The sequence below is a fragment of the Brevibacillus sp. SKDU10 genome (assembly GCF_001645205.1).
In the GTDB taxonomy this organism is placed as follows: Bacteria; Bacillota; Bacilli; order Brevibacillales; family Brevibacillaceae; genus Brevibacillus_B; species Brevibacillus_B halotolerans.
In genome coordinates this window covers 117645-134194 of record NZ_LSSO01000155.1, presented here as the reverse complement: position 1 = coordinate 134194, position 16550 = coordinate 117645, and the positions used below count along the sequence as shown (strand labels likewise).

The 16550-nt window shown below is 39.7% G+C and carries 23 protein-coding genes and 4 tRNA genes; 18 read left to right on the top strand and 9 right to left on the bottom strand.

The window, feature by feature from the left end; translation table 11 throughout:
• Positions 1-429: 429 nt before the first annotated feature.
• Both AYJ08_RS12525 and AYJ08_RS12520 read left to right on the top strand, forming a co-directional pair.
• On the top strand, positions 430-1284 hold the full coding sequence (locus tag AYJ08_RS12525; protein WP_064018000.1) for an alpha/beta hydrolase: 855 nt from the start codon (positions 430-432) through the stop codon (positions 1282-1284).
• 233 nt (positions 1285-1517) lie between these two features.
• Complete coding sequence (locus AYJ08_RS12520) at positions 1518-1748, top strand: hypothetical protein (RefSeq protein WP_031414201.1); 231 nt, start codon at positions 1518-1520, stop codon at positions 1746-1748.
• Positions 1749-2007: 259 nt separating this feature from the next.
• On the opposite strand, the gene AYJ08_RS12515 is transcribed toward AYJ08_RS12520, so the two are convergent.
• Positions 2008-2328 carry a hypothetical protein gene (locus AYJ08_RS12515; RefSeq protein ID WP_064017999.1) on the bottom strand — a complete coding sequence of 107 codons (321 nt, stop codon included), beginning with the start codon at positions 2326-2328 and terminating at the stop codon, positions 2008-2010.
• A gap of 139 nt (positions 2329-2467) precedes the next feature.
• On the opposite strand from AYJ08_RS12515, the gene AYJ08_RS12510 reads away from it, so the two are divergent.
• The 6 genes from AYJ08_RS12510 (at position 2468) to AYJ08_RS12485 (ending at position 4879) form a co-directional block, all read left to right on the top strand.
• Positions 2468-2920 (top strand): YaiI/YqxD family protein, encoded by a 453-nt coding sequence (locus tag AYJ08_RS12510; RefSeq protein WP_064017998.1) that lies wholly within the window; start codon positions 2468-2470, stop codon positions 2918-2920.
• Between the two features lie 2 nt (positions 2921-2922).
• Entirely contained in the window at positions 2923-3582 is a 660-nt protein-coding gene (locus tag AYJ08_RS12505) for a phosphatase PAP2 family protein (RefSeq protein WP_064017997.1), read from the top strand.
• Positions 3583-3679: 97 nt separating this feature from the next.
• Positions 3680-3753, top strand: a tRNA-Asn gene (locus AYJ08_RS12500).
• A 1-nt stretch (position 3754) separates the two neighbouring features.
• A tRNA-Thr gene (locus AYJ08_RS12495) sits at positions 3755-3827 on the top strand.
• Between the two features lie 312 nt (positions 3828-4139).
• Positions 4140-4592, top strand: a complete 453-nt coding sequence (locus AYJ08_RS12490; RefSeq protein ID WP_003338027.1) for a hypothetical protein — start codon at positions 4140-4142, stop codon at positions 4590-4592.
• The gene (locus AYJ08_RS12485) at positions 4580-4879 is read left to right on the top strand and encodes a YxcD family protein (protein ID WP_031414206.1); all 300 of its coding nucleotides are present in this window, start codon (positions 4580-4582) and stop codon (positions 4877-4879) included. Before AYJ08_RS12490 ends, AYJ08_RS12485 begins: the two co-directional genes overlap by 13 nt.
• Before the next feature lie 71 nt (positions 4880-4950).
• Here AYJ08_RS12485 and AYJ08_RS12480 read toward each other — a convergent pair whose 3' ends face one another.
• Positions 4951-5979 carry a cytochrome d ubiquinol oxidase subunit II gene (locus AYJ08_RS12480; RefSeq protein WP_064017996.1) on the bottom strand — a complete coding sequence of 343 codons (1029 nt, stop codon included), beginning with the start codon at positions 5977-5979 and terminating at the stop codon, positions 4951-4953.
• On the bottom strand, positions 5976-7298 hold the full coding sequence (locus tag AYJ08_RS12475; RefSeq protein ID WP_064017995.1) for a cytochrome ubiquinol oxidase subunit I: 1323 nt from the start codon (positions 7296-7298) through the stop codon (positions 5976-5978). Before AYJ08_RS12475 ends, AYJ08_RS12480 begins: the two co-directional genes overlap by 4 nt.
• Before the next feature lie 160 nt (positions 7299-7458).
• Here AYJ08_RS12475 and AYJ08_RS12470 point away from each other — a divergent pair.
• The 6 genes from AYJ08_RS12470 to AYJ08_RS23000 all read left to right on the top strand — a co-directional run bounded on the left by AYJ08_RS12470 (position 7459) and on the right by AYJ08_RS23000 (position 10183).
• Positions 7459-7545, top strand: a tRNA-Leu gene (locus AYJ08_RS12470).
• Between the two features lie 9 nt (positions 7546-7554).
• Positions 7555-7628, top strand: a tRNA-Gly gene (locus AYJ08_RS12465).
• A gap of 381 nt (positions 7629-8009) precedes the next feature.
• Complete coding sequence (locus AYJ08_RS12460) at positions 8010-8333, top strand: ArsR/SmtB family transcription factor (protein ID WP_064017994.1); 324 nt, start codon at positions 8010-8012, stop codon at positions 8331-8333.
• Positions 8334-8371: 38 nt separating this feature from the next.
• Positions 8372-9427 carry an ACR3 family arsenite efflux transporter gene (arsB, locus tag AYJ08_RS12455; protein ID WP_064017993.1) on the top strand — a complete coding sequence of 352 codons (1056 nt, stop codon included), beginning with the start codon at positions 8372-8374 and terminating at the stop codon, positions 9425-9427.
• Between the two features lie 18 nt (positions 9428-9445).
• Positions 9446-9874, top strand: a complete 429-nt coding sequence (gene arsC / locus AYJ08_RS12450) for an arsenate reductase (thioredoxin) (RefSeq protein ID WP_064017992.1) — start codon at positions 9446-9448, stop codon at positions 9872-9874.
• 84 nt (positions 9875-9958) lie between these two features.
• Complete coding sequence (locus tag AYJ08_RS23000) at positions 9959-10183, top strand: class I SAM-dependent methyltransferase (protein ID WP_197490647.1); 225 nt, start codon at positions 9959-9961, stop codon at positions 10181-10183.
• 449 nt (positions 10184-10632) lie between these two features.
• Here the strand turns inward: AYJ08_RS23000 and AYJ08_RS12440 are convergent, their stop codons facing one another.
• The 4 genes from AYJ08_RS12440 to AYJ08_RS12430 form a co-directional block, all read right to left on the bottom strand.
• A complete protein-coding gene (locus AYJ08_RS12440) occupies positions 10633-11217 on the bottom strand; it encodes a hypothetical protein (RefSeq protein WP_231929099.1) in 585 nt (194 codons plus the stop codon).
• Between the two features lie 119 nt (positions 11218-11336).
• Positions 11337-11492 (bottom strand): helix-turn-helix domain-containing protein, encoded by a 156-nt coding sequence (locus AYJ08_RS24455; protein WP_231929098.1) that lies wholly within the window; start codon positions 11490-11492, stop codon positions 11337-11339.
• Positions 11493-11639: 147 nt separating this feature from the next.
• Positions 11640-11873: a helix-turn-helix domain-containing protein gene (locus AYJ08_RS12435; RefSeq protein WP_031414216.1), complete on the bottom strand. Its 234-nt coding sequence runs from the start codon at positions 11871-11873 to the stop codon at positions 11640-11642.
• A 751-nt stretch (positions 11874-12624) separates the two neighbouring features.
• On the bottom strand, positions 12625-12903 hold the full coding sequence (locus AYJ08_RS12430; protein ID WP_064017990.1) for a hypothetical protein: 279 nt from the start codon (positions 12901-12903) through the stop codon (positions 12625-12627).
• Positions 12904-13310: 407 nt separating this feature from the next.
• On the opposite strand from AYJ08_RS12430, the gene AYJ08_RS12420 reads away from it, so the two are divergent.
• The gene (locus tag AYJ08_RS12420) at positions 13311-13505 is read left to right on the top strand and encodes a hypothetical protein (RefSeq protein ID WP_035293006.1); all 195 of its coding nucleotides are present in this window, start codon (positions 13311-13313) and stop codon (positions 13503-13505) included.
• Positions 13506-13799: 294 nt separating this feature from the next.
• Positions 13800-13931, top strand: coding sequence for a sporulation histidine kinase inhibitor Sda (gene sda, locus AYJ08_RS12415; protein ID WP_031414218.1), 132 nt, complete (start codon positions 13800-13802; stop codon positions 13929-13931).
• An 89-nt stretch (positions 13932-14020) separates the two neighbouring features.
• On the opposite strand, the gene AYJ08_RS12410 is transcribed toward sda, so the two are convergent.
• A complete protein-coding gene (locus AYJ08_RS12410; protein ID WP_064017988.1) occupies positions 14021-14521 on the bottom strand; it encodes a hypothetical protein in 501 nt (166 codons plus the stop codon).
• 247 nt (positions 14522-14768) lie between these two features.
• On the opposite strand from AYJ08_RS12410, the gene AYJ08_RS12405 reads away from it, so the two are divergent.
• Positions 14769-15029: an Fpa/YlaN family protein gene (locus tag AYJ08_RS12405; RefSeq protein WP_031309229.1), complete on the top strand. Its 261-nt coding sequence runs from the start codon at positions 14769-14771 to the stop codon at positions 15027-15029.
• Between the two features lie 55 nt (positions 15030-15084).
• On the opposite strand, the gene cax is transcribed toward AYJ08_RS12405, so the two are convergent.
• Positions 15085-16131, bottom strand: coding sequence for a calcium/proton exchanger (cax, locus tag AYJ08_RS12400; protein ID WP_064017987.1), 1047 nt, complete (start codon positions 16129-16131; stop codon positions 15085-15087).
• Between the two features lie 125 nt (positions 16132-16256).
• Here cax and AYJ08_RS12395 point away from each other — a divergent pair, with 125 nt between their 5' ends.
• Entirely contained in the window at positions 16257-16511 is a 255-nt protein-coding gene (locus AYJ08_RS12395) for a hypothetical protein (RefSeq protein ID WP_064017986.1), read from the top strand.
• The last annotated feature ends 39 nt before the right edge of the window (positions 16512-16550 follow it).

Genomic DNA, 16550 nt, shown 5'->3' with positions numbered 1-16550 from the left:
GTATAATCAAGACGAAAAAGCAGTGAAGGGGGGAAGTAGTATTGATTTTGAAGCGGTTTTCCCAAAAGATTTCATAAACGTTTCCACTCTGAGAAGACAACGATCACCCCAAATGGAAATGTCCAATTACAAGGGAAGCTGATATTTGATAATAAAGGCAAGCTTCCAAAAGAGCTTACCATTTCCTATGATAAAGTGTTAAAACAAAACCACAATGTACAGTGGGAAGTGCCTTTTCATCTAGAGAAATAATGCTAATCGCTACAATAAGTCATATTACCGTTATGTCAAGCTGTCCAATTTGGACGGCTTTTTTTCTTGAAGAAGCAATCTTTAGTAACCGGGTAACATTTTTTCTAAGTTCCCACTTTCGTACACTAGGCATATGGTATAGGCAAAAGCAACAAAACAAGAAGCAGGTGACCAAAAATGTACGAAGGTCTAAGAGAAAACCCGTTTTATCCTGAAGGCGATCTTGGAAAAATGTCATGGCAGCTGTATCCTCACCAGCAGTTCAATTATCCTTATCCAGATAATTATCCTGACTCTTCGCCTATTACCTTTGTTTTAGTTCACGGTTCTTGGGGGGATTGCAGCTATTGGCATAATACAGTCGAGGAACTGTATCAGATGGGTAACTCAGTATATACTCCAAATTTACCGGGCCATGGTAGCGATACAAATAAAGCGGTAACTCACGAAGATTATGTTAGGTCCGTCGTTGATTTTATAGAGAAGAGAAATTTATGTAATATTGTTCTTGTCGGGCATAGCTTCGGGGGAACGGTTATTTCTAAAGTGGCAGAAAAGATTCCCAAGCGAATTAGACGGCTGGTGTTTATGGACGCGTTCGTTGTACAGAATGGCTATAGTGTCGCGGACGAGATACCACCCGAGGGAAAGGCTCTCTGGGAGGAGCTTGCCCAAAAATCATCTGACAATACAATTATGCTACCTTTTCTAAATTGGCGGGAAACGTTTATGAATACAGCCGATCTTGAACTGGCTACAGAGATATATCAAACCGTCACTCCAGAACCAGCGGGGCCATTATTTCAAAAGCTGGATCTATCGGTATTCGATAGCTTGGATATTCCCAAAAGCTACTACTACCTCACAGAGGATATAGCGGTTCCACAAGGGGAGCAGTATGGATGGCATCCACACATGTCCAACCGACTTGGATTGTTTCGGTTAATTAAATCAAAAGGGGATCACATGACATCCTTCTATACCATGCCGTCCATGATTGCAAAAAATCTGGTCAGAGCAGGTAGAGATTAATGAAAATGTAAGGTATTTTTGCTCTACTTGATCTATTTTGCTTGGCTTATTCCAAATTGTTTTGGAGTAAGTCTTTTTTGTAAAAAAATTTATTTTCCCTATAAGATTTTTGCTTCATTTTGAATAGCAAGGATAGAAGGATTTTACGTAAAGATTTTCTCTTTACCAACGCTCCATTTAATGCCATAATGTCGCCATACAGTGTCAATAATAGACAGGAGTGAAATGAAAGAATGAAACGCATTACTTTTCAAACCCCGGACGAGCTTGCCGATTATGGACGTGAGCGCGATGTAGCAATCACTGTGGAATATCGCGATGAAAATGGAAAGCAACGTCAAGTGATCCTATCTGATGAACGTTTAGCCGAAATTGGAGAGTATTTGGCAAAACCAAATGCTATGGCGTATTTTAAAGAGGAGAAAATCTTCTATGAAGTAATGGCTGCATGGCTTCGAGCCTGATAAGAGTAGCACGTCGTATCTGAAGACATACTCGATATGGCGTTTTTGCGGGTTTATAAGGTTGTTTATTTGGTTGGATGTACGTCCAACCTTAGCTTTATATCGCCTGAATATTCTGTCGATAATAAAGAACCGGGATTTAGCATTACAAGTTGGGATTAGCTATCAGGTTGTATAAAAAAAGCGTACGACAAACATAGCTTTATACATATTTTCATACACAAAAAGCCGATCCGCTTACAGCTCAAGCATAGAAATATCACCCGTGTATTTCTGTCGGTTCAAAATCCTGCTGAGTACGAAACCAAATGTTTAGATCATTGATTGTACTCGCTAACTCAGCAATTTCAGAATTAAGCTCACACGAACGTTCAAAATTCTCTTCCTGATAGAGCTCCGCTTGTTTTTTGTTAATAACAGCTTCAAGAGCGATCACGCGATCTGGTATTCTAGAACGAATTTCTTCCCATTGCAACAAGATATCGGCCCTCTCAGCAGGATCGTATTCTTCCCATTCCAAATAGAGAAAGGGAAGGAGAATGCCAAGCCGCTCCTCATGTTTGAATTCATAGCGTACCACGTATCTGACTCCCTTCAGCAAAGCATGCTATAATTATCGTATACGAAAAAGAGCAAATAATATAGAGCTATGCTACATAAAACTGCAAATATAGAAAAGCTGATGTATGCAGGATACAGTTATATGAAAGGAATATAATATGAATCAAAAATCTAGAGTCTTAATAGATGCAGATGCTTGTCCCAAAAAGGCTCTCCAGATAGCAGTCGAGCTATGTCAACAATACGGCTATGAGCTGATTACCTTCGCTAGCTATAACCATCAATTTCAGCATGATAATCATGTGGTTGTAGATGCAGGCTCACAAGCAGTGGATATTCGTTTAACGAATGAAGCGAAAGCAGGCGATATCGTGGTGACGCAGGATATTGGTTTGGGCGCTATGGTAATGGGGAAGGGTGCCAGATCCCTGACGCCACATGGTAAAATTTTTACTTCGGATAGCATTACGTTTGATTTAGAAGTACGTAATGAAAAGGCGAGATTCCGGCGTGGCGGTGGACGGACAAAAGGACCGCACGCTAGGACCCCATTGGATGACCAACATTTCCGGGAAGCACTGACGCACCTGATGCAGGAGGGAGGCGAGTAGTGATGAAAAAAGACAGGATGCAAGACGCCTCACCCTTTCATAGCAGGTTTTCTCTATTGATAGCAGCTATTTTATTTATCGCTTTCTTTTGGATAACCTATCTTGTCATTGGGCTCGGTTCTAGTGTGATGGATGAATGGGGCATCATGATGAGTAAGGAAGTACGCAAGCCCTACTTAACGATTATTATGCATGCTATTACCCAATTGGGAGATGTGTACATTTTAGTGATTGTGGTAGTCCTGTTTGTCACAGGCTGGTGGAAAAAACATCGGGTAGAGTCCTGGTTTTTTCTGGGAACGCTTGCTTTGGGGTTTTTAGGAAAAGAAATTCTCAAAAGAACGATTATGCGCGAGCGGCCTATCGATGTAAATTTGATTGATCTTCCGTCCTCATGGTCCTTCCCTAGTGGACATACGACCTTTAGTACCTTATTTTTTGGAATGGGAGCCTATTTGCTATGGAAGCATCAGCGTGGGCGTACAAACGCATGGATTTGGCCGATGATAGGCATTGCCATTCCTTTATTGGTTGGATGCAGCCGAATTTATTTAGGAGTCCATTTTTTCAGTGATGTTGTGGCAGCTTGGTTATATTCTGCTGGATGTATCCTCGTATCAGCCTATTTGTATGAAAGAAGACAGGTACGAGCCATAAATTAAGTAAGGATTAAAAAAAGAAGTAGCCAAACGAACTCTGTTGACATATAAATGGGAAGTATGGTAGGGTAAATATTAATTGTTGCATTTATCTGACTATTCCTCAGCAGCTCAATGGTGGAGCAACCGGCTGTTAACCGTAGGCTGGCTGTTCGAGTCCGTCCTGAGGAGCCATGCTCCTGTAGCTCAGTCGGTAGAGCGTTTCCATGGTAAGGAAGAGGTCGCAGGTTCGATTCCTGTCGGGAGCATTCCTTTCACCGTTATAGATTGATGAGGCGTGACCTAGCAGGGTAGCGTCTCTTTTTATTGAAAAAATTATTTTTTACAGTTTTACCGTTGCTTTTTTCTGGAAAAAAGCGAAATCTGTGTTACAATGATATGCATAAACACTTATATCGTGTTGGTATGCGTCAGCCTGCAAAAGAGTTGTTACTTTTGAGAACGATACACGGCTGGAAGTGTCATTCTTCTTCAAAAAACTTCTTACATGGTGAAACCTTTTACCTGTCTGATCGTATACCTTACTTGTCAGTCGAAAAGAGAGGGGAATACATTTTATTATGAAAAGAAACAAGCTATTGATGGTCTTCATGGCATTAGCATTAATGTTTACGACCGTTGGAATAAACGCTCATGAAGTAGACGCAAAACGCGGTGGTGGATACAAGTCTGGTTCGAAATCATTCCAACCTACACAAAGTACAACTACTCCGAAATCTAATGCAAAGCAAGATCAAAACGTAAACAGCAAAACAAACACTACTGCACCAGCAGCAAATACTGCTAGCAAAAGCGGCGGTTTCATGAAAGGCTTATTGTTTGGCGGATTGGCAGGTATGTTGTTTGGTGGTCTGTTAGGTCACCTAGGAGGTTTTGGAGCGTTTGCTGCCGCATTATTGAATATCCTTATGTTAGTAGGGATTGTCTTGCTGGTGGTTCGTCTCTTCCAGATGGTGCGAAATAATAAAAACAATAATAAATATAAGGAACAGGAAAACCGATGGAAACAATAAGACTATTAGAACAGGATCTTATTAATGCAATTTGTCTTTACATTGCTGAGAAAAGAGAGATCGAACCTTATCAAGTAAATGTCGAACTGATGTGGGATGAGGAATATGGTTATTCTGCCGAAGTGAATGCGAACGGGCGGGAGCAGGTTCTGATTGAGGCCAATATGTTAGAGGCCCTGCGCAAGTACTTGCGTGATCAGATGGAACTAGATCCATTTTCAGCTCGAATTCAGCTAGATATTGATGATGAAGAGGGCATGATCGCTCTTGTTTCCTACAACGAATGATGAAAAGCCACGTGGAGCTTCTACACTCTGCGTGGCTTTTTCCTTGTGTAGCCATATTTACAGGTAGCCTGTTACGACTTTTTGGCTTCTCTTGTATCATTCATAAATAAACGCCAGAAGTAGAGAAAGCCCGGAGTCAGAATAGCAAAACCTACGATATAGACAACAAACATAGCTCGAAAATTATTCGGATGGGTGAAGCCTGATTCAATCGTAACATCTGGATAAACCAAATAAGGAAGATGGGCTATACCATAGGCATAGCTGGCTAACAGGTACTGAATGATAGCAGCAATGGTAGCAAGACGTGGGAAGCTAAGCCAGCCTTTTCGTCTAGATGTACCATATAACGATATGTAGGAGAGTAGGAAAAAGCCAGCAGAAGCGACGAGCCAGCCAGTCTGAGAACGCAAATTGGCATAAATCCACGAGGCCTCGTTGGACATGGTAATTACGACCGCAATGGCCAGCCCAATTGTGATAGGACCTACAATCCGAGCATCTCTGCGATAAATTTGAAATGCTTCCCGTTCGCCAAGAACATTGGAAAAATCGGCTAGCAAAAGTGAGGAGAGAAAAAGAGTACTAGTAATCGCCAGCCCAATATACATATATTCATGTGGACTAGAAAACAGTCTGAGTAGCTGAAGCTGTTCGTAGCCGTTTTCAAGTGTAATAAAACCGCCCTGTGTGATTGGCAATACACTGATTAATAGGGCAGGAATCAAGATACCCGTAATGCCTGAGATTATCGACATCATTTTACGATAATCCTCTACTACATGAGAAAAAACCAAGAAGGCACTTCGCAACAACAGCAAGAGCAATATTAAACTGCCAGGTATAATCAATACAGTACCTAACGTATAGGTAGCTCCTGGGAAAAAGGTAACAAGTGCTATGACGATCAGCACGATAAAGACATTCGTTACTTCCCAGGAGGGAGAGAGGTAACGATTAGCGATTTGGGTTGCTTTGGTCTGCTCGCGATCCCGATAAATCATAGACCAAAAGCCCGCACCAAAGTCGATGGAAGCAGCGACCGAATAGATAAAGACGAACCCCCACAACATGGTAACTGCAATAATGGTATCACTCATGCTTCTCCCTCCAAGCTGATGGGATGTCGGCGGAAATAATAACGGAAGACTAGGATTGTTGCGATAGCCATGAACAGATAGATTCCTAAGAATAACAGAAATAGCGTACCTAAGCCCTGTGACTGGGTAGTAGCATCTGCTGTTTTCATCACACGATATAAAATCCAAGGCTGACGGCCGGTACATGCGAAAATCCAGCCAGCCTCAATACCTAGCATAGATAAAGGACCACTTAGGACAAAAATCCACAATACCCATCGAGGATAATGAGAATGCTTGAGCCATTTTTTCCAAGCAAAACCGATAAAACCGACGAAAATGAGTGCACCACCAACCAAGACCATAAAATTAAAGAGGGTATGGACAAAGAGTGGAGGCCATTCGTCCCGTGGGAAATCATTTAGCCCTACGACCACCTCATTTGGTGTATTTCCCGCTAGCACACTTAGCAACCAAGGAATTTCAAGTCCATATTTTACTTGCTGTGTCGCCTCATCTGTGATTCCACCAATAACAAGAGGAGCATGGGACTGTGTCTCAAATAAGCCCTCTGCCGCGGCCAATTTTTCTGGTTGATATTGATGCAAATGCTGAGCAGAATCATGTCCATTGATCCCTGTCAGTAAGGAAAATGTACCACCGATGACCAGCCCCATTAATAAGGCTTTTTGATGAAAGGCATACTCACGAGAGGTTTTATTGACCTTCAGCATTTTATAGGCCGCGATCGATGCAATGATAAACGCACCTGTCATATAGGCGGAAACAACTACATGCCCGGCTGTAACAAAAAAGCTAGGGTTAAAAAATGCTTTCCAAGGGTCGACGTCAACCACTTCTCCATTGACCAAATGAAAGCCGGTCGGAGTCCCTTCAAAGGCGTGAACATTGGTAATGAGCACAGCGGAAGCAGTGGCTCCAATTAAAACAAGTAGTACGCTTACAATTCGCATTTTGGGAGATAGACGATGTGCTGCATACACATAAATAGATAAAAACAAGGCTTCTAAAAAAAAAGCAAAGATTTCAATTTGGAATGGGAGAGAGATAACCTTGCCGACGACTTCCATAAAACCTGGCCATAGTAAGGATAATTGCACACCTGAGATCGTTCCAGAGGGAATAGCGATACCAAGTAAAATGGCCTGTCCCTTGGTCCAGCGCTTTGCCATAAGTGAATAGTCGGTGTCCTTTGTGCGCTGATACAACAGCTCTGCGATTAAAATCATTAACGGTAAGCCAACGCCAAGCGAAGCAAAGATAATATGAAAGCCCATCGTCATACCAAAGGTGCTTCTGGCGATCAGAATTTGATCCATATCCCATCAACCTTTCTCCGTAACAAGTTCCTCCTTACCTTTGCATTATTTTCCTGTTATTATGCATGAAGGTTGGAAAAAGGCTCCATTTTGCTTTGGGATAGCTACTTGATTTCTAAGGAAAATCGTGCTACAATATTTTTACACAAATCCTAATTTTGCGGTCATGGCGGAATTGGCAGACGCGCTAGATTCAGGTTCTAGTGGTGGCAACACCATGGAGGTTCAAGTCCTCTTGTCCGCACCAATCATATATGCGGGTGTAGTTCAATGGTAGAACTCCAGCCTTCCAAGCTGGTCGCGTGGGTTCGATTCCCATCACCCGCTCCATAGTTTTATTTGTCAAAAGCCTTGTATATCAAGGCTTTTTTTATTTTATCTCTCTGTATATGTTTCTCAAAACCCAACTTTGGTGACGAATTGAGGAGGACTAAATTTATTCGGGTTAAGTGTATCAATCGTTCTGCCGTCTCTCGATTCATCTTACTCGTAACATGGGTATAGATATCGGCATTTGCTTCGTTGAAAGTTTGGTATGTCATAAAACGTTCTTGGATGTCTTTTAATTTTACACCGCTTTCAAGCAGAAAAATGGTGTTTAGTGATATACATGTGGTCACTCTTCTTAAGGTTATATTTGAAATGACCTTCGCATAATGATAATATAGCCATATAGCTATATGGTAATTATAAAAGGAGGCATTTATTCACATGGATTTAATCCAACTTTCTTTGGCTCTAAAAGCATTAGGTGATCCAACCCGGCTTAAAATCATTGCCTTATTAAATCAAAGAGATTGTTGCGTATGTGAATTAGTCCCGATCTTTGGAATTTCTCAACCTTCGATATCTAGGCACATGAGTCGTTTAAAGAACGAGAATTTAGTAAATGAAACACGGAAAGGTCAATGGGTCTTCTACTCTTTGAATCGTTCAACAATGAAGCAAATTGGCTTATCTCTAGCACAGTTACCGGATTGCACTTCAGATTTTGAGAAATTAAAAGAAGCAAACTTACAGATTACTTGCGATTAAACCCTCTACTAAAAAGAAATGTAAGGGAGATTGTAACGATGAGTAATGTGGGGAAAAAACGTCTTTCGTTTTTAGATCGCTACCTAACACTTTGGATTTTTCTGGCTATGGGTATTGGGGTTGGCCTTGGGTTTATCTATCCACAGTTTGTTACTGGGTTAAATAGCTTACAGGTGGGAACCACATCCATTCCTCTTGCAATTGGACTTATCTTAATGATGTACCCACCACTTGCTAAGGTGCGTTATGAAGAAATGGGAAGAGTATTTAAGGATACCAAGGTTTTAATCCTTTCTCTTGTTCAAAACTGGATTATCGGCCCAATTTTAATGTTTAGTCTTGCCATCTTATTCCTATCAGATAAGCCAGAGTACATGATCGGCTTAATTATGATTGGCTTGGCACGTTGTATTGCTATGGTAATTGTTTGGAATGATCTTGCCAAAGGAGACACGGAATATGCTGCTGGATTAGTGGCATTTAATTCAGTTTTCCAAATGCTTTTCTTCTCAGTGTATGCTTATCTATTTGTAACTATCATTCCAGAATGGTTGGGATTAGAAGGTGCAGTTGTTTCGATCACTATGGTGGAAGTAGCGAAGTCTGTCATGGTTTACCTAGGAATCCCATTTCTTGCAGGGATCCTGACACGTTTTACTCTTTTAAAAGTAAAAGGGCGTCACTGGTATGAAAATGAGTTTATTCCTAAAATTAGTCCCATCACCCTAATTGCCTTACTCTTCACCATTATCGTGATGTTTTCTTTAAAAGGCGATGCCATTATCAGCTTACCACTCGATGTAGTTCGTATTGCGATCCCATTATTAATTTATTTTATACTGATGTTCTTTATTTCTTTCTTCATGGGAAAGAAAATTGGAGCAAGCTACCCAGTTACAACAACACTTGCTTTTACGGCAGGTAGTAATAACTTTGAACTTGCGATCGCTGTCGCAGTAGGAGTGTTTGGTATCCACTCCGGTGCTGCTTTTGCAGCAGTTATTGGCCCATTAGTAGAAGTACCAGTCATGATTGCACTAGTCAATGTGGCTTTCTGGTTTAAACGAATGTATTTTACTGAACAGAAAACGTAAAGGGCGGGCGAAACGGATATGAACAGAATTAATAAAAAAACAATTTACTTCCTATGTACAGGAAATTCATGCCGTAGTCAGATGGCAGAAGGATGGGCTAAAAAATATTTAGGGCAAAAGTGGAATGTTTATTCTGCTGGAATTGAAGCCCACGGTGTAAATCCTAGTGCTGTTAAAGCGATGAAAGAAGTAAATATTGATATTTCGAATCAAACCTCCGATGTCATTGATCCTTCACTTCTACTAAATGCAGACCTAATTGTAACCCTTTGTGGACATGCGAATGATGTATGCCCTGTTACACCAAATGATAAGGAACGAGTCCATTGGGGATTTAATGATCCTGCAAAAGCAGAAGGAACCGATGAAGAGAAATGGGCTATATTTCAACGTGTTCGTGATGAGATAGGGACACGTATAAAACTCTTTGCTGAGACTGGTCAATAGATAACTCCCTTAAAACAAATTACACATATGCAGATATGTAGTTATTGAATGGATAGAAACAAAATCAAATTAGGATTGTTTCATATGAATGAAGTACACAAAGATCAAATCAGAGAAGCAGTCCGTGAGAACTATAAAAAGGTGGTTCTAAGTGTAACTGATGACTCTAGTTGTTGTGGCCCAACAAGCTGTTGTACATCAGATTCAGATGTGTCTCTTCAACTTGGTTATTCTTTAGAAGAAATCAAATCAGTACCAGTTGGTTCAAATTTAGGATTGGGGTGTACAGATTATTCACATTTTAGATAACTACTTTTTCGAAAAAAAATATTTTTTTCCATTTAAACGTAAAGGCGTGGTAAACTTGAATGGAGCATCATTAATATGCTCTGATTGTGGGGGTGTTCCTAAGCTTTCGTTGGGCATATGGGAACATCCCGTTTTTATTACCTGTTTATAATCCTTCTTTCGACATCTACCCCTGCAATCGCCCCATACTAACATCTGTCAACTCCTTCCTATGGGCATTCCTTCTTTGTTATCCTCCTTTCTCTGGCAACCACAAAAACGATAGAACTAATGCAATTTTCCGAATTTTACATTGATTACCAGTTGTTGACTTAATTATATATCAGTATAAACAAATTTTCCTAACAGAAATTTTGTTTAATTTTTTCAAAAAAAAAGAGAGGTTATCCTCTCTCTACCATCCTTCACCTACACTTTTTGAAGAAACTGCTGTATCAAATTCTTTAGCCTCAAAATTCGTTTCTGTAATGCCGTACAAGGAGAGAATCGCTAGTAACAAGATTATTCCTCGCTTCATGTAAATCACCGTCCCTTTTGTCATAACATCGACAAATTTTTTCTTTTTGCTCTGGTGTTGCAAGATAATCATATTCATAATATTTCAAAATAATGCTACGGACTCTTTCTACATTTTTAAACATGATAGCTAGCTCCAGAGCTTCAAAGATGAATTCAAATCCTTTGTTGCTTTCCTCAATTATAAAATAGTATGAGGCTAATGCTTGATAAAGTTTTAACTTATGTCTTTTGGTAGGAATGCTTGTTTGATAACCAATTTTTTTGATTTGAATTTCAAAGGTACTGATCAGTTTTTGAATGCTTTCTACATCTTTCTTCTGTAAATATGTTTCAATAGCAACTGGCAATAACATAAATATTTCAACATCAGTAGCTAAACAAGCAAAGTTGTCAATGTATTCGACATGGCCCATTTCTATTAAAAATAATAATTCGTTTAATTTCGAAATTTGTTGATAGCCTTCATACTTAGCATATTCTTTAGTTATAACTAATGCCTTATCATAATCTTTCATTTCTCGATAACTAAAGGATTCATATAGTAGGGCTTCAGCTATGAAATTACTATCGTTTAACGTGATAGCTAATTCCTTTAATTCTGCCGCATATTTTAATAATTCCCCCCATTTATTTTTTACCTATTGTTAAGGATTTGACTGATGGTGACTGAATCAATTTCAGTTGCTGAAACAAGATCTTTTTGTTTCCAACCCTTGCGATCAAGTGCTTCTTGTAAACGCTGGCGCAATTCTATTTGCGCAATCTGATAGTTGTATTCCAAGACGTGCATTAAACCTATCCCCTTTCTTTTTTTGTAAAAATAAGGAATTTTATTCACCACATCATACTTCAAATAAATAGTGTTGTAAATAAAAAAATAAGTACCTATAGGTTCTTAAATACCGCAGGAGAGAGTAGAAAATCTACTCATCAATGCCTATTGTTCCCGTTCCCATTCGTAGAGGTGTTCCATTCGGAAGTTTGGCATGTACATCTGAATGATGGAAGTAATGGAATACATAGCTTCTGGAGACATCAGTTTGGTATTAGTCGCATAATGCGAGATCATTCTAGCCGAATAACCTGTACGTCTCGCTAACTCCGCTTGTTTCATACCAATAAGATTCAGAACGGGTTGTAATAGGCACTTCCCACGTATGTAAGATGCCATTACATTCATTCCCTATAGGTTTATATTTTGGCTTTTGTTTGAATCAGGGTGTTTACAATTTCATCTAGTGATAAACTTCTGTTTTCAGAAAACCAGATAAGAGGTCTTTGTATGTCACACTGCAATCTATTCCTTACTAGAAAGGGATGTTTTAGAGAATAGATGTTTAAGAAAGATCATTATTCTATTGAGATTAGTATATTACGTAATTTGTCATTACGAAACTGACATTTTACAATTTGTGCAAATGTTTATTGTGATGACGATCTCTGAAGCAAATCACCCCCTCGTTATACTAGTTAATCGGGCACGCAGTTGCTGATGGGCACGCCTTTAAAAATATAAGAATGGGGGATTAGAGTTAAAGAAAAAGCAATAATTTAGGGATGGAGAAGGGATATTGCACTAGGATTTTTATAAAAAGAAGGGAGATAAACGAATGTTAGGGGGCTGATGGTAGTTTGGCGGATTTTAACTGTAACTTATGGAGTGGGGCATTGGCTTTATTTAATGGAGTATCTGTTTAGTGATTAGATTTATAAAGAAGACCAAAAATGAATGGTGTTGAAAAACAGAAAATGGTCAGATATCCAAAGAACAAAAAGCTCAAATGAATAGGTTTTTTTGGATGGCTATGTAAAATAGATTGTGGTTGTAAGCTGTAAAAATAGAGTCGGTTCTACGAATATGCAAAAATCAACCCTATTAGCTATGGCAGACCAAGCGGACAAAAATTCACGAAGCGACTAAATTAGCGCAGCGACAGCCTCTTATTTAAAATAGCTACCAATTTACGTTGACATTTCATTTGATAATTTTGTTGAGTTAATTTTTCTGTTTTAAATTGCCCGATAACCGTTCTAACATCTTTATTATAGATGATTAGACTTCTATACTCCTCATGTTCTAATAAGTCTTTGTACCAAGAGAGTATTTTTATTTTTTTTATGTTTTTCGTAATTTGTTCTTCGTCTGGCTTGAAAAATGGTACATACACTAATAAATGTAAGAAATCAAGAATTAGTGGCATTCGTAATACCCCCCACGCCACTTTTCGATACTTGGACGATCTTTCTTTTCCTTTGGTAAAACGATGTAGGTCGATCGTTTGGGGAGGGATGCTTCCTGTTCGCTTAATCTGACAGATACTCCTAGCCTCTAACGCTTTTCGTACCATAGAGCGTGTTACTAGCGATAAACTTAATCCTTCTTATACGAAATCGAGGGCGAGATGAGACCCATCTACTTGCAGAAGTGGGATATAGCTAGGTGCCTCAGTAATCGGGCTACTTGTATGCTGGCATATGTATCGAATGGAGAAAAGAATGGCAATACAAACGAAGAGAGTAGCTATCTAATGATTACTGATTATTTTTCGTTGGGTGTCGATTTAACTCAGAAATTCGGGATAAAAAGAGATAGAAGAGTAAACAAAAATTGAAACGAAATGGGCTTCTCATACGTATGGATATATATAATACTACCGGAGTAGGAATTCTGGTTGAAAGCGAGGGACATAAGGTGGAAGATAAAAAGAAAATTCGCCACATGCTATTCTTCACTGGTTCATTCGGGTTTGCTGTCTTCGCTATGGTTGTTGTCACCGAGATTATTCGTGTCTCCATGCACTAGTCTCATACTCAAAAAGCGAATATCGAACATAAAAGTGACTCGGATAGAAAGAGAGGCGGCCATTACGGCCGTCTTTTTTTTATATGAAATCTATATTTTTCGACAATATGCAATTATTTGTGGATAATTCAAAAAAAGAAATCCACAAGGGTATATATCTATTTATACATCTTTTGCACAATTACCCCACAGGCTATCAACAGGATTTCCACAGCACTTGTGGATATCGGAACGATTGTTCGTTTTTTTATAAGCTGATACAATACGGTATAGAATAAAAGGGAGGTGACAAGCGTGAGATACTTAAGTGATACGATGTTGATAGAAGTATATCAACGTGCAGTCGCCCTTCATCTCGATGCCGATTTTATTTTCTTGGTAGAAGCTGAAATGGCGCGTAGGAAACTCTCTATTCAAAGTGCTTAAGTCATGTAGGTATTAGAATTGCAAACATTAAATAGAAAACGAGCAAATCGAGATAGCCACCCTATGGAAGGGTGGCACTTATTTTTTGTTTATAGCAGGACTTCAAACATTGTAATGTCATGTAGGGGTTGCTTGTTTTCTTGTAGATCTTCTGGGAAATATAAAAAGACCGGCCCTTTGTCTCGAATTGGTTTACCGTCTTTTGAGAATTGAAGAATGATTTGCTTGGATTTTTCCAGAGAAACATCTACATAATCTTGTTGCTCACGGTGAATACGTAGAGTCGTGGCGTTCGGATGAGGCTTGGCATTTTCCAAAAAAGGTGCAAATTTGATTGCATAATCGCCCTCAAGCACCTTTCGTTCTTCTACCAAGCTTTTGCGTTGACTAGGAGGAGTGGCGCCTTCCTTCATTTCTTTTTCCCAATGCAGAGCTGCACTACGGATATATTTATTCGTCTCATGTAATTCCAGATGCTCTTGCTCCTTATAAGAAGACAGTTCGAATTTTCGGTCATCAAACACCCACACGCTTGGATCAATGGTGATAGGGAATTCTACAGCTCCCTTTACTACAATCACGTCTGCCATTTTGGTCTTCCTCTCTGTTAGCCTTTTCCTACTTCATTATTGTATCGCAGGATGTAGTGTGCCGCAATGAATGTGTTGGTTAGAAGAGTTTTTTGACAGCGTTTTCACAGCCATTTAACATATTATGCACTATGAATAAAAGGTTATCCCCTTTTCAAATGACTCGTTATGACGTACTATGTATGTATGGTAAGGACGTGTCCAAACGGAGGGATAGGTTTTGACAGACGTAAAAATTCATAACGATATGGCGAATAAAGCTTTAGCGTTATTAAGAGCAGATGCGGATAAAATATATAAATTAATTGATGTTCAGATGGAGAACTTGAACATGCCACAGTGTCCTTTATACGAAGAGGTGCTTGATACACAGATGTTCGGTTTGTCGCGTGAAATCGAGTTCGCTGTTCGCCTAGGTGTAGTAGAGGAAGATGAAGGCAGGTCTATTCTGGAAAATCTTGAACACAAATTAGCCGATTTACACGAGCTCTTTAACGAAAAAAAATAAAAACTCGCTAGGAAAGCTTTCTTTCCTTAGCGAGTTTTTGTTACGTGTGGACGATCTAGTCGAAGAAGAAGGCCGTACCAAGAATTATATACACAATTAACAGCAATACTCCTTCGAACCAATTGGTTTTACCGTCTCGACAGATCGAAATCGTGATAATGGTTGATACGGCAATTGCTGTGAGCTCTGGTACAGTAAAAACGATGTTCATAGGAGACCCGAAGAAGAGACTGATTAAGACCAGTGTGGGAGCTACGAACAAAGCTACTTGTAAACTAGAACCCACAGCAATTTCCACAGCTGCTCCGATACGCCCCTTCATTGCTAGCAGGATTGCGGCACTGTGCTCCGCGGCATTTCCAATAATAGCAATGACAAAAGCCCCCACAAACAGCTCTGACCAGCCAAAGGTATGTGAGACTGCTTCCACGCTATGTACTAACCACTCGGAGACGACGGCGACAAAGAATGTTGATAGCACCAGCATGACGATGGAAACTGGCTTTGACCAGATAGCCTCGCTCTCATATTGTTCCACATCGGTGAGAAATGTTTTATGTGTGACCATCGAGAAGATCAGCCACAGTACATACGCAATAATTAATAATATCGCAATCACGATCGACAGAGTGTTAATCTTATCAAGGGATAGCTCAGACATAAAGATAGCGGGAATAAACAACGAAACCAAAGCTAACGTCATCATAGAAGCATTGTGCCCGGCTAGCTGGCTATTAAAGATTTGTTCTTTAAATTTTAAACCACCAAGCAATACGCTTAGGCCTAATACCAATAAAAGATTTCCGATAACAGAGCCGGTGATAGACGCTTTTACCATCTCAAACAAACCTTCTCTAACTAAAAAGAACGCAATAATTAATTCCGCGGCATTGCCAAAGGTTGCGTTTAAGAATCCACCAATGCGATCCCCCGCATAATGAGCGACATTCTCGGTAGCTTTTCCTAACCAGGATGCGAGAAAGATAATGGCTATGGAAGCCGTGATAAACCGTACTACTTCATTTTCTGTGAAATAGTGAAACCCAGCCGCCAGCGCGAAGCTTCCCCCTACCAACAAATAAAATAGTCGCATGCTTTTCATACCATATAACCCCTCATTTCTTACCGGTTTATTTTCTAATGTGTGTTGCAGAGATGATCGAGATTCATGAGTGCATATTCCCTTTACGTTAAAGGAAAACTAAGGAAAACGTAAGGAGGTGCTTTATGTCTGCTCCCTATTGCTGTCCGGTATGCCGCACTAATCGTATGAGATTTACCATCATACGTCAACAACCCCAATATGTTCGCTTACATCCGCAAACCGGTGAGACCATAGAAGAATTGACTCAAACGGAATTAGATGCTTTTCATCAGCCGTATAAAGGGGATGACTATCTTGTTCAATGTGGCATCTGTGGCACCATTGAAAACGAAGAAAGGTTTGTAAAAATGGCGCAACACTCATTTGGACCAAAATGAGCAAGCTGAAACATTATTATGTCTATTAAAAAGAGAGAA

Coding starts and splice junctions, on each gene's coding strand:
- AYJ08_RS12525 (WP_064018000.1), top strand. CDS start 430: ATGTACGAAGGTCTAAGAGAAAACCCGTTTTATCCTGAAGGCGATCTT.
- AYJ08_RS12520 (WP_031414201.1), top strand. CDS start 1,518: ATGAAACGCATTACTTTTCAAACCCCGGACGAGCTTGCCGATTATGGA.
- AYJ08_RS12510 (WP_064017998.1), top strand. CDS start 2,468: ATGAATCAAAAATCTAGAGTCTTAATAGATGCAGATGCTTGTCCCAAA.
- AYJ08_RS12505 (WP_064017997.1), top strand. CDS start 2,923: ATGAAAAAAGACAGGATGCAAGACGCCTCACCCTTTCATAGCAGGTTT.
- AYJ08_RS12490 (WP_003338027.1), top strand. CDS start 4,140: ATGAAAAGAAACAAGCTATTGATGGTCTTCATGGCATTAGCATTAATG.
- AYJ08_RS12485 (WP_031414206.1), top strand. CDS start 4,580: ATGGAAACAATAAGACTATTAGAACAGGATCTTATTAATGCAATTTGT.
- AYJ08_RS12480 (WP_064017996.1), bottom strand. CDS start 5,979: ATGAGTGATACCATTATTGCAGTTACCATGTTGTGGGGGTTCGTCTTT.
- AYJ08_RS12475 (WP_064017995.1), bottom strand. CDS start 7,298: ATGGATCAAATTCTGATCGCCAGAAGCACCTTTGGTATGACGATGGGC.
- AYJ08_RS12460 (WP_064017994.1), top strand. CDS start 8,010: ATGGATTTAATCCAACTTTCTTTGGCTCTAAAAGCATTAGGTGATCCA.
- arsB (WP_064017993.1), top strand. CDS start 8,372: ATGAGTAATGTGGGGAAAAAACGTCTTTCGTTTTTAGATCGCTACCTA.
- arsC (WP_064017992.1), top strand. CDS start 9,446: ATGAACAGAATTAATAAAAAAACAATTTACTTCCTATGTACAGGAAAT.
- AYJ08_RS23000 (WP_197490647.1), top strand. CDS start 9,959: ATGAATGAAGTACACAAAGATCAAATCAGAGAAGCAGTCCGTGAGAAC.
- AYJ08_RS12440 (WP_231929099.1), bottom strand. CDS start 11,217: ATGAAAGATTATGATAAGGCATTAGTTATAACTAAAGAATATGCTAAG.
- AYJ08_RS24455 (WP_231929098.1), bottom strand. CDS start 11,492: ATGCACGTCTTGGAATACAACTATCAGATTGCGCAAATAGAATTGCGC.
- AYJ08_RS12435 (WP_031414216.1), bottom strand. CDS start 11,873: ATGGCATCTTACATACGTGGGAAGTGCCTATTACAACCCGTTCTGAAT.
- AYJ08_RS12430 (WP_064017990.1), bottom strand. CDS start 12,903: ATGCCACTAATTCTTGATTTCTTACATTTATTAGTGTATGTACCATTT.
- AYJ08_RS12410 (WP_064017988.1), bottom strand. CDS start 14,521: ATGGCAGACGTGATTGTAGTAAAGGGAGCTGTAGAATTCCCTATCACC.
- AYJ08_RS12405 (WP_031309229.1), top strand. CDS start 14,769: ATGGCGAATAAAGCTTTAGCGTTATTAAGAGCAGATGCGGATAAAATA.
- cax (WP_064017987.1), bottom strand. CDS start 16,131: ATGAAAAGCATGCGACTATTTTATTTGTTGGTAGGGGGAAGCTTCGCG.
- AYJ08_RS12395 (WP_064017986.1), top strand. CDS start 16,257: ATGTCTGCTCCCTATTGCTGTCCGGTATGCCGCACTAATCGTATGAGA.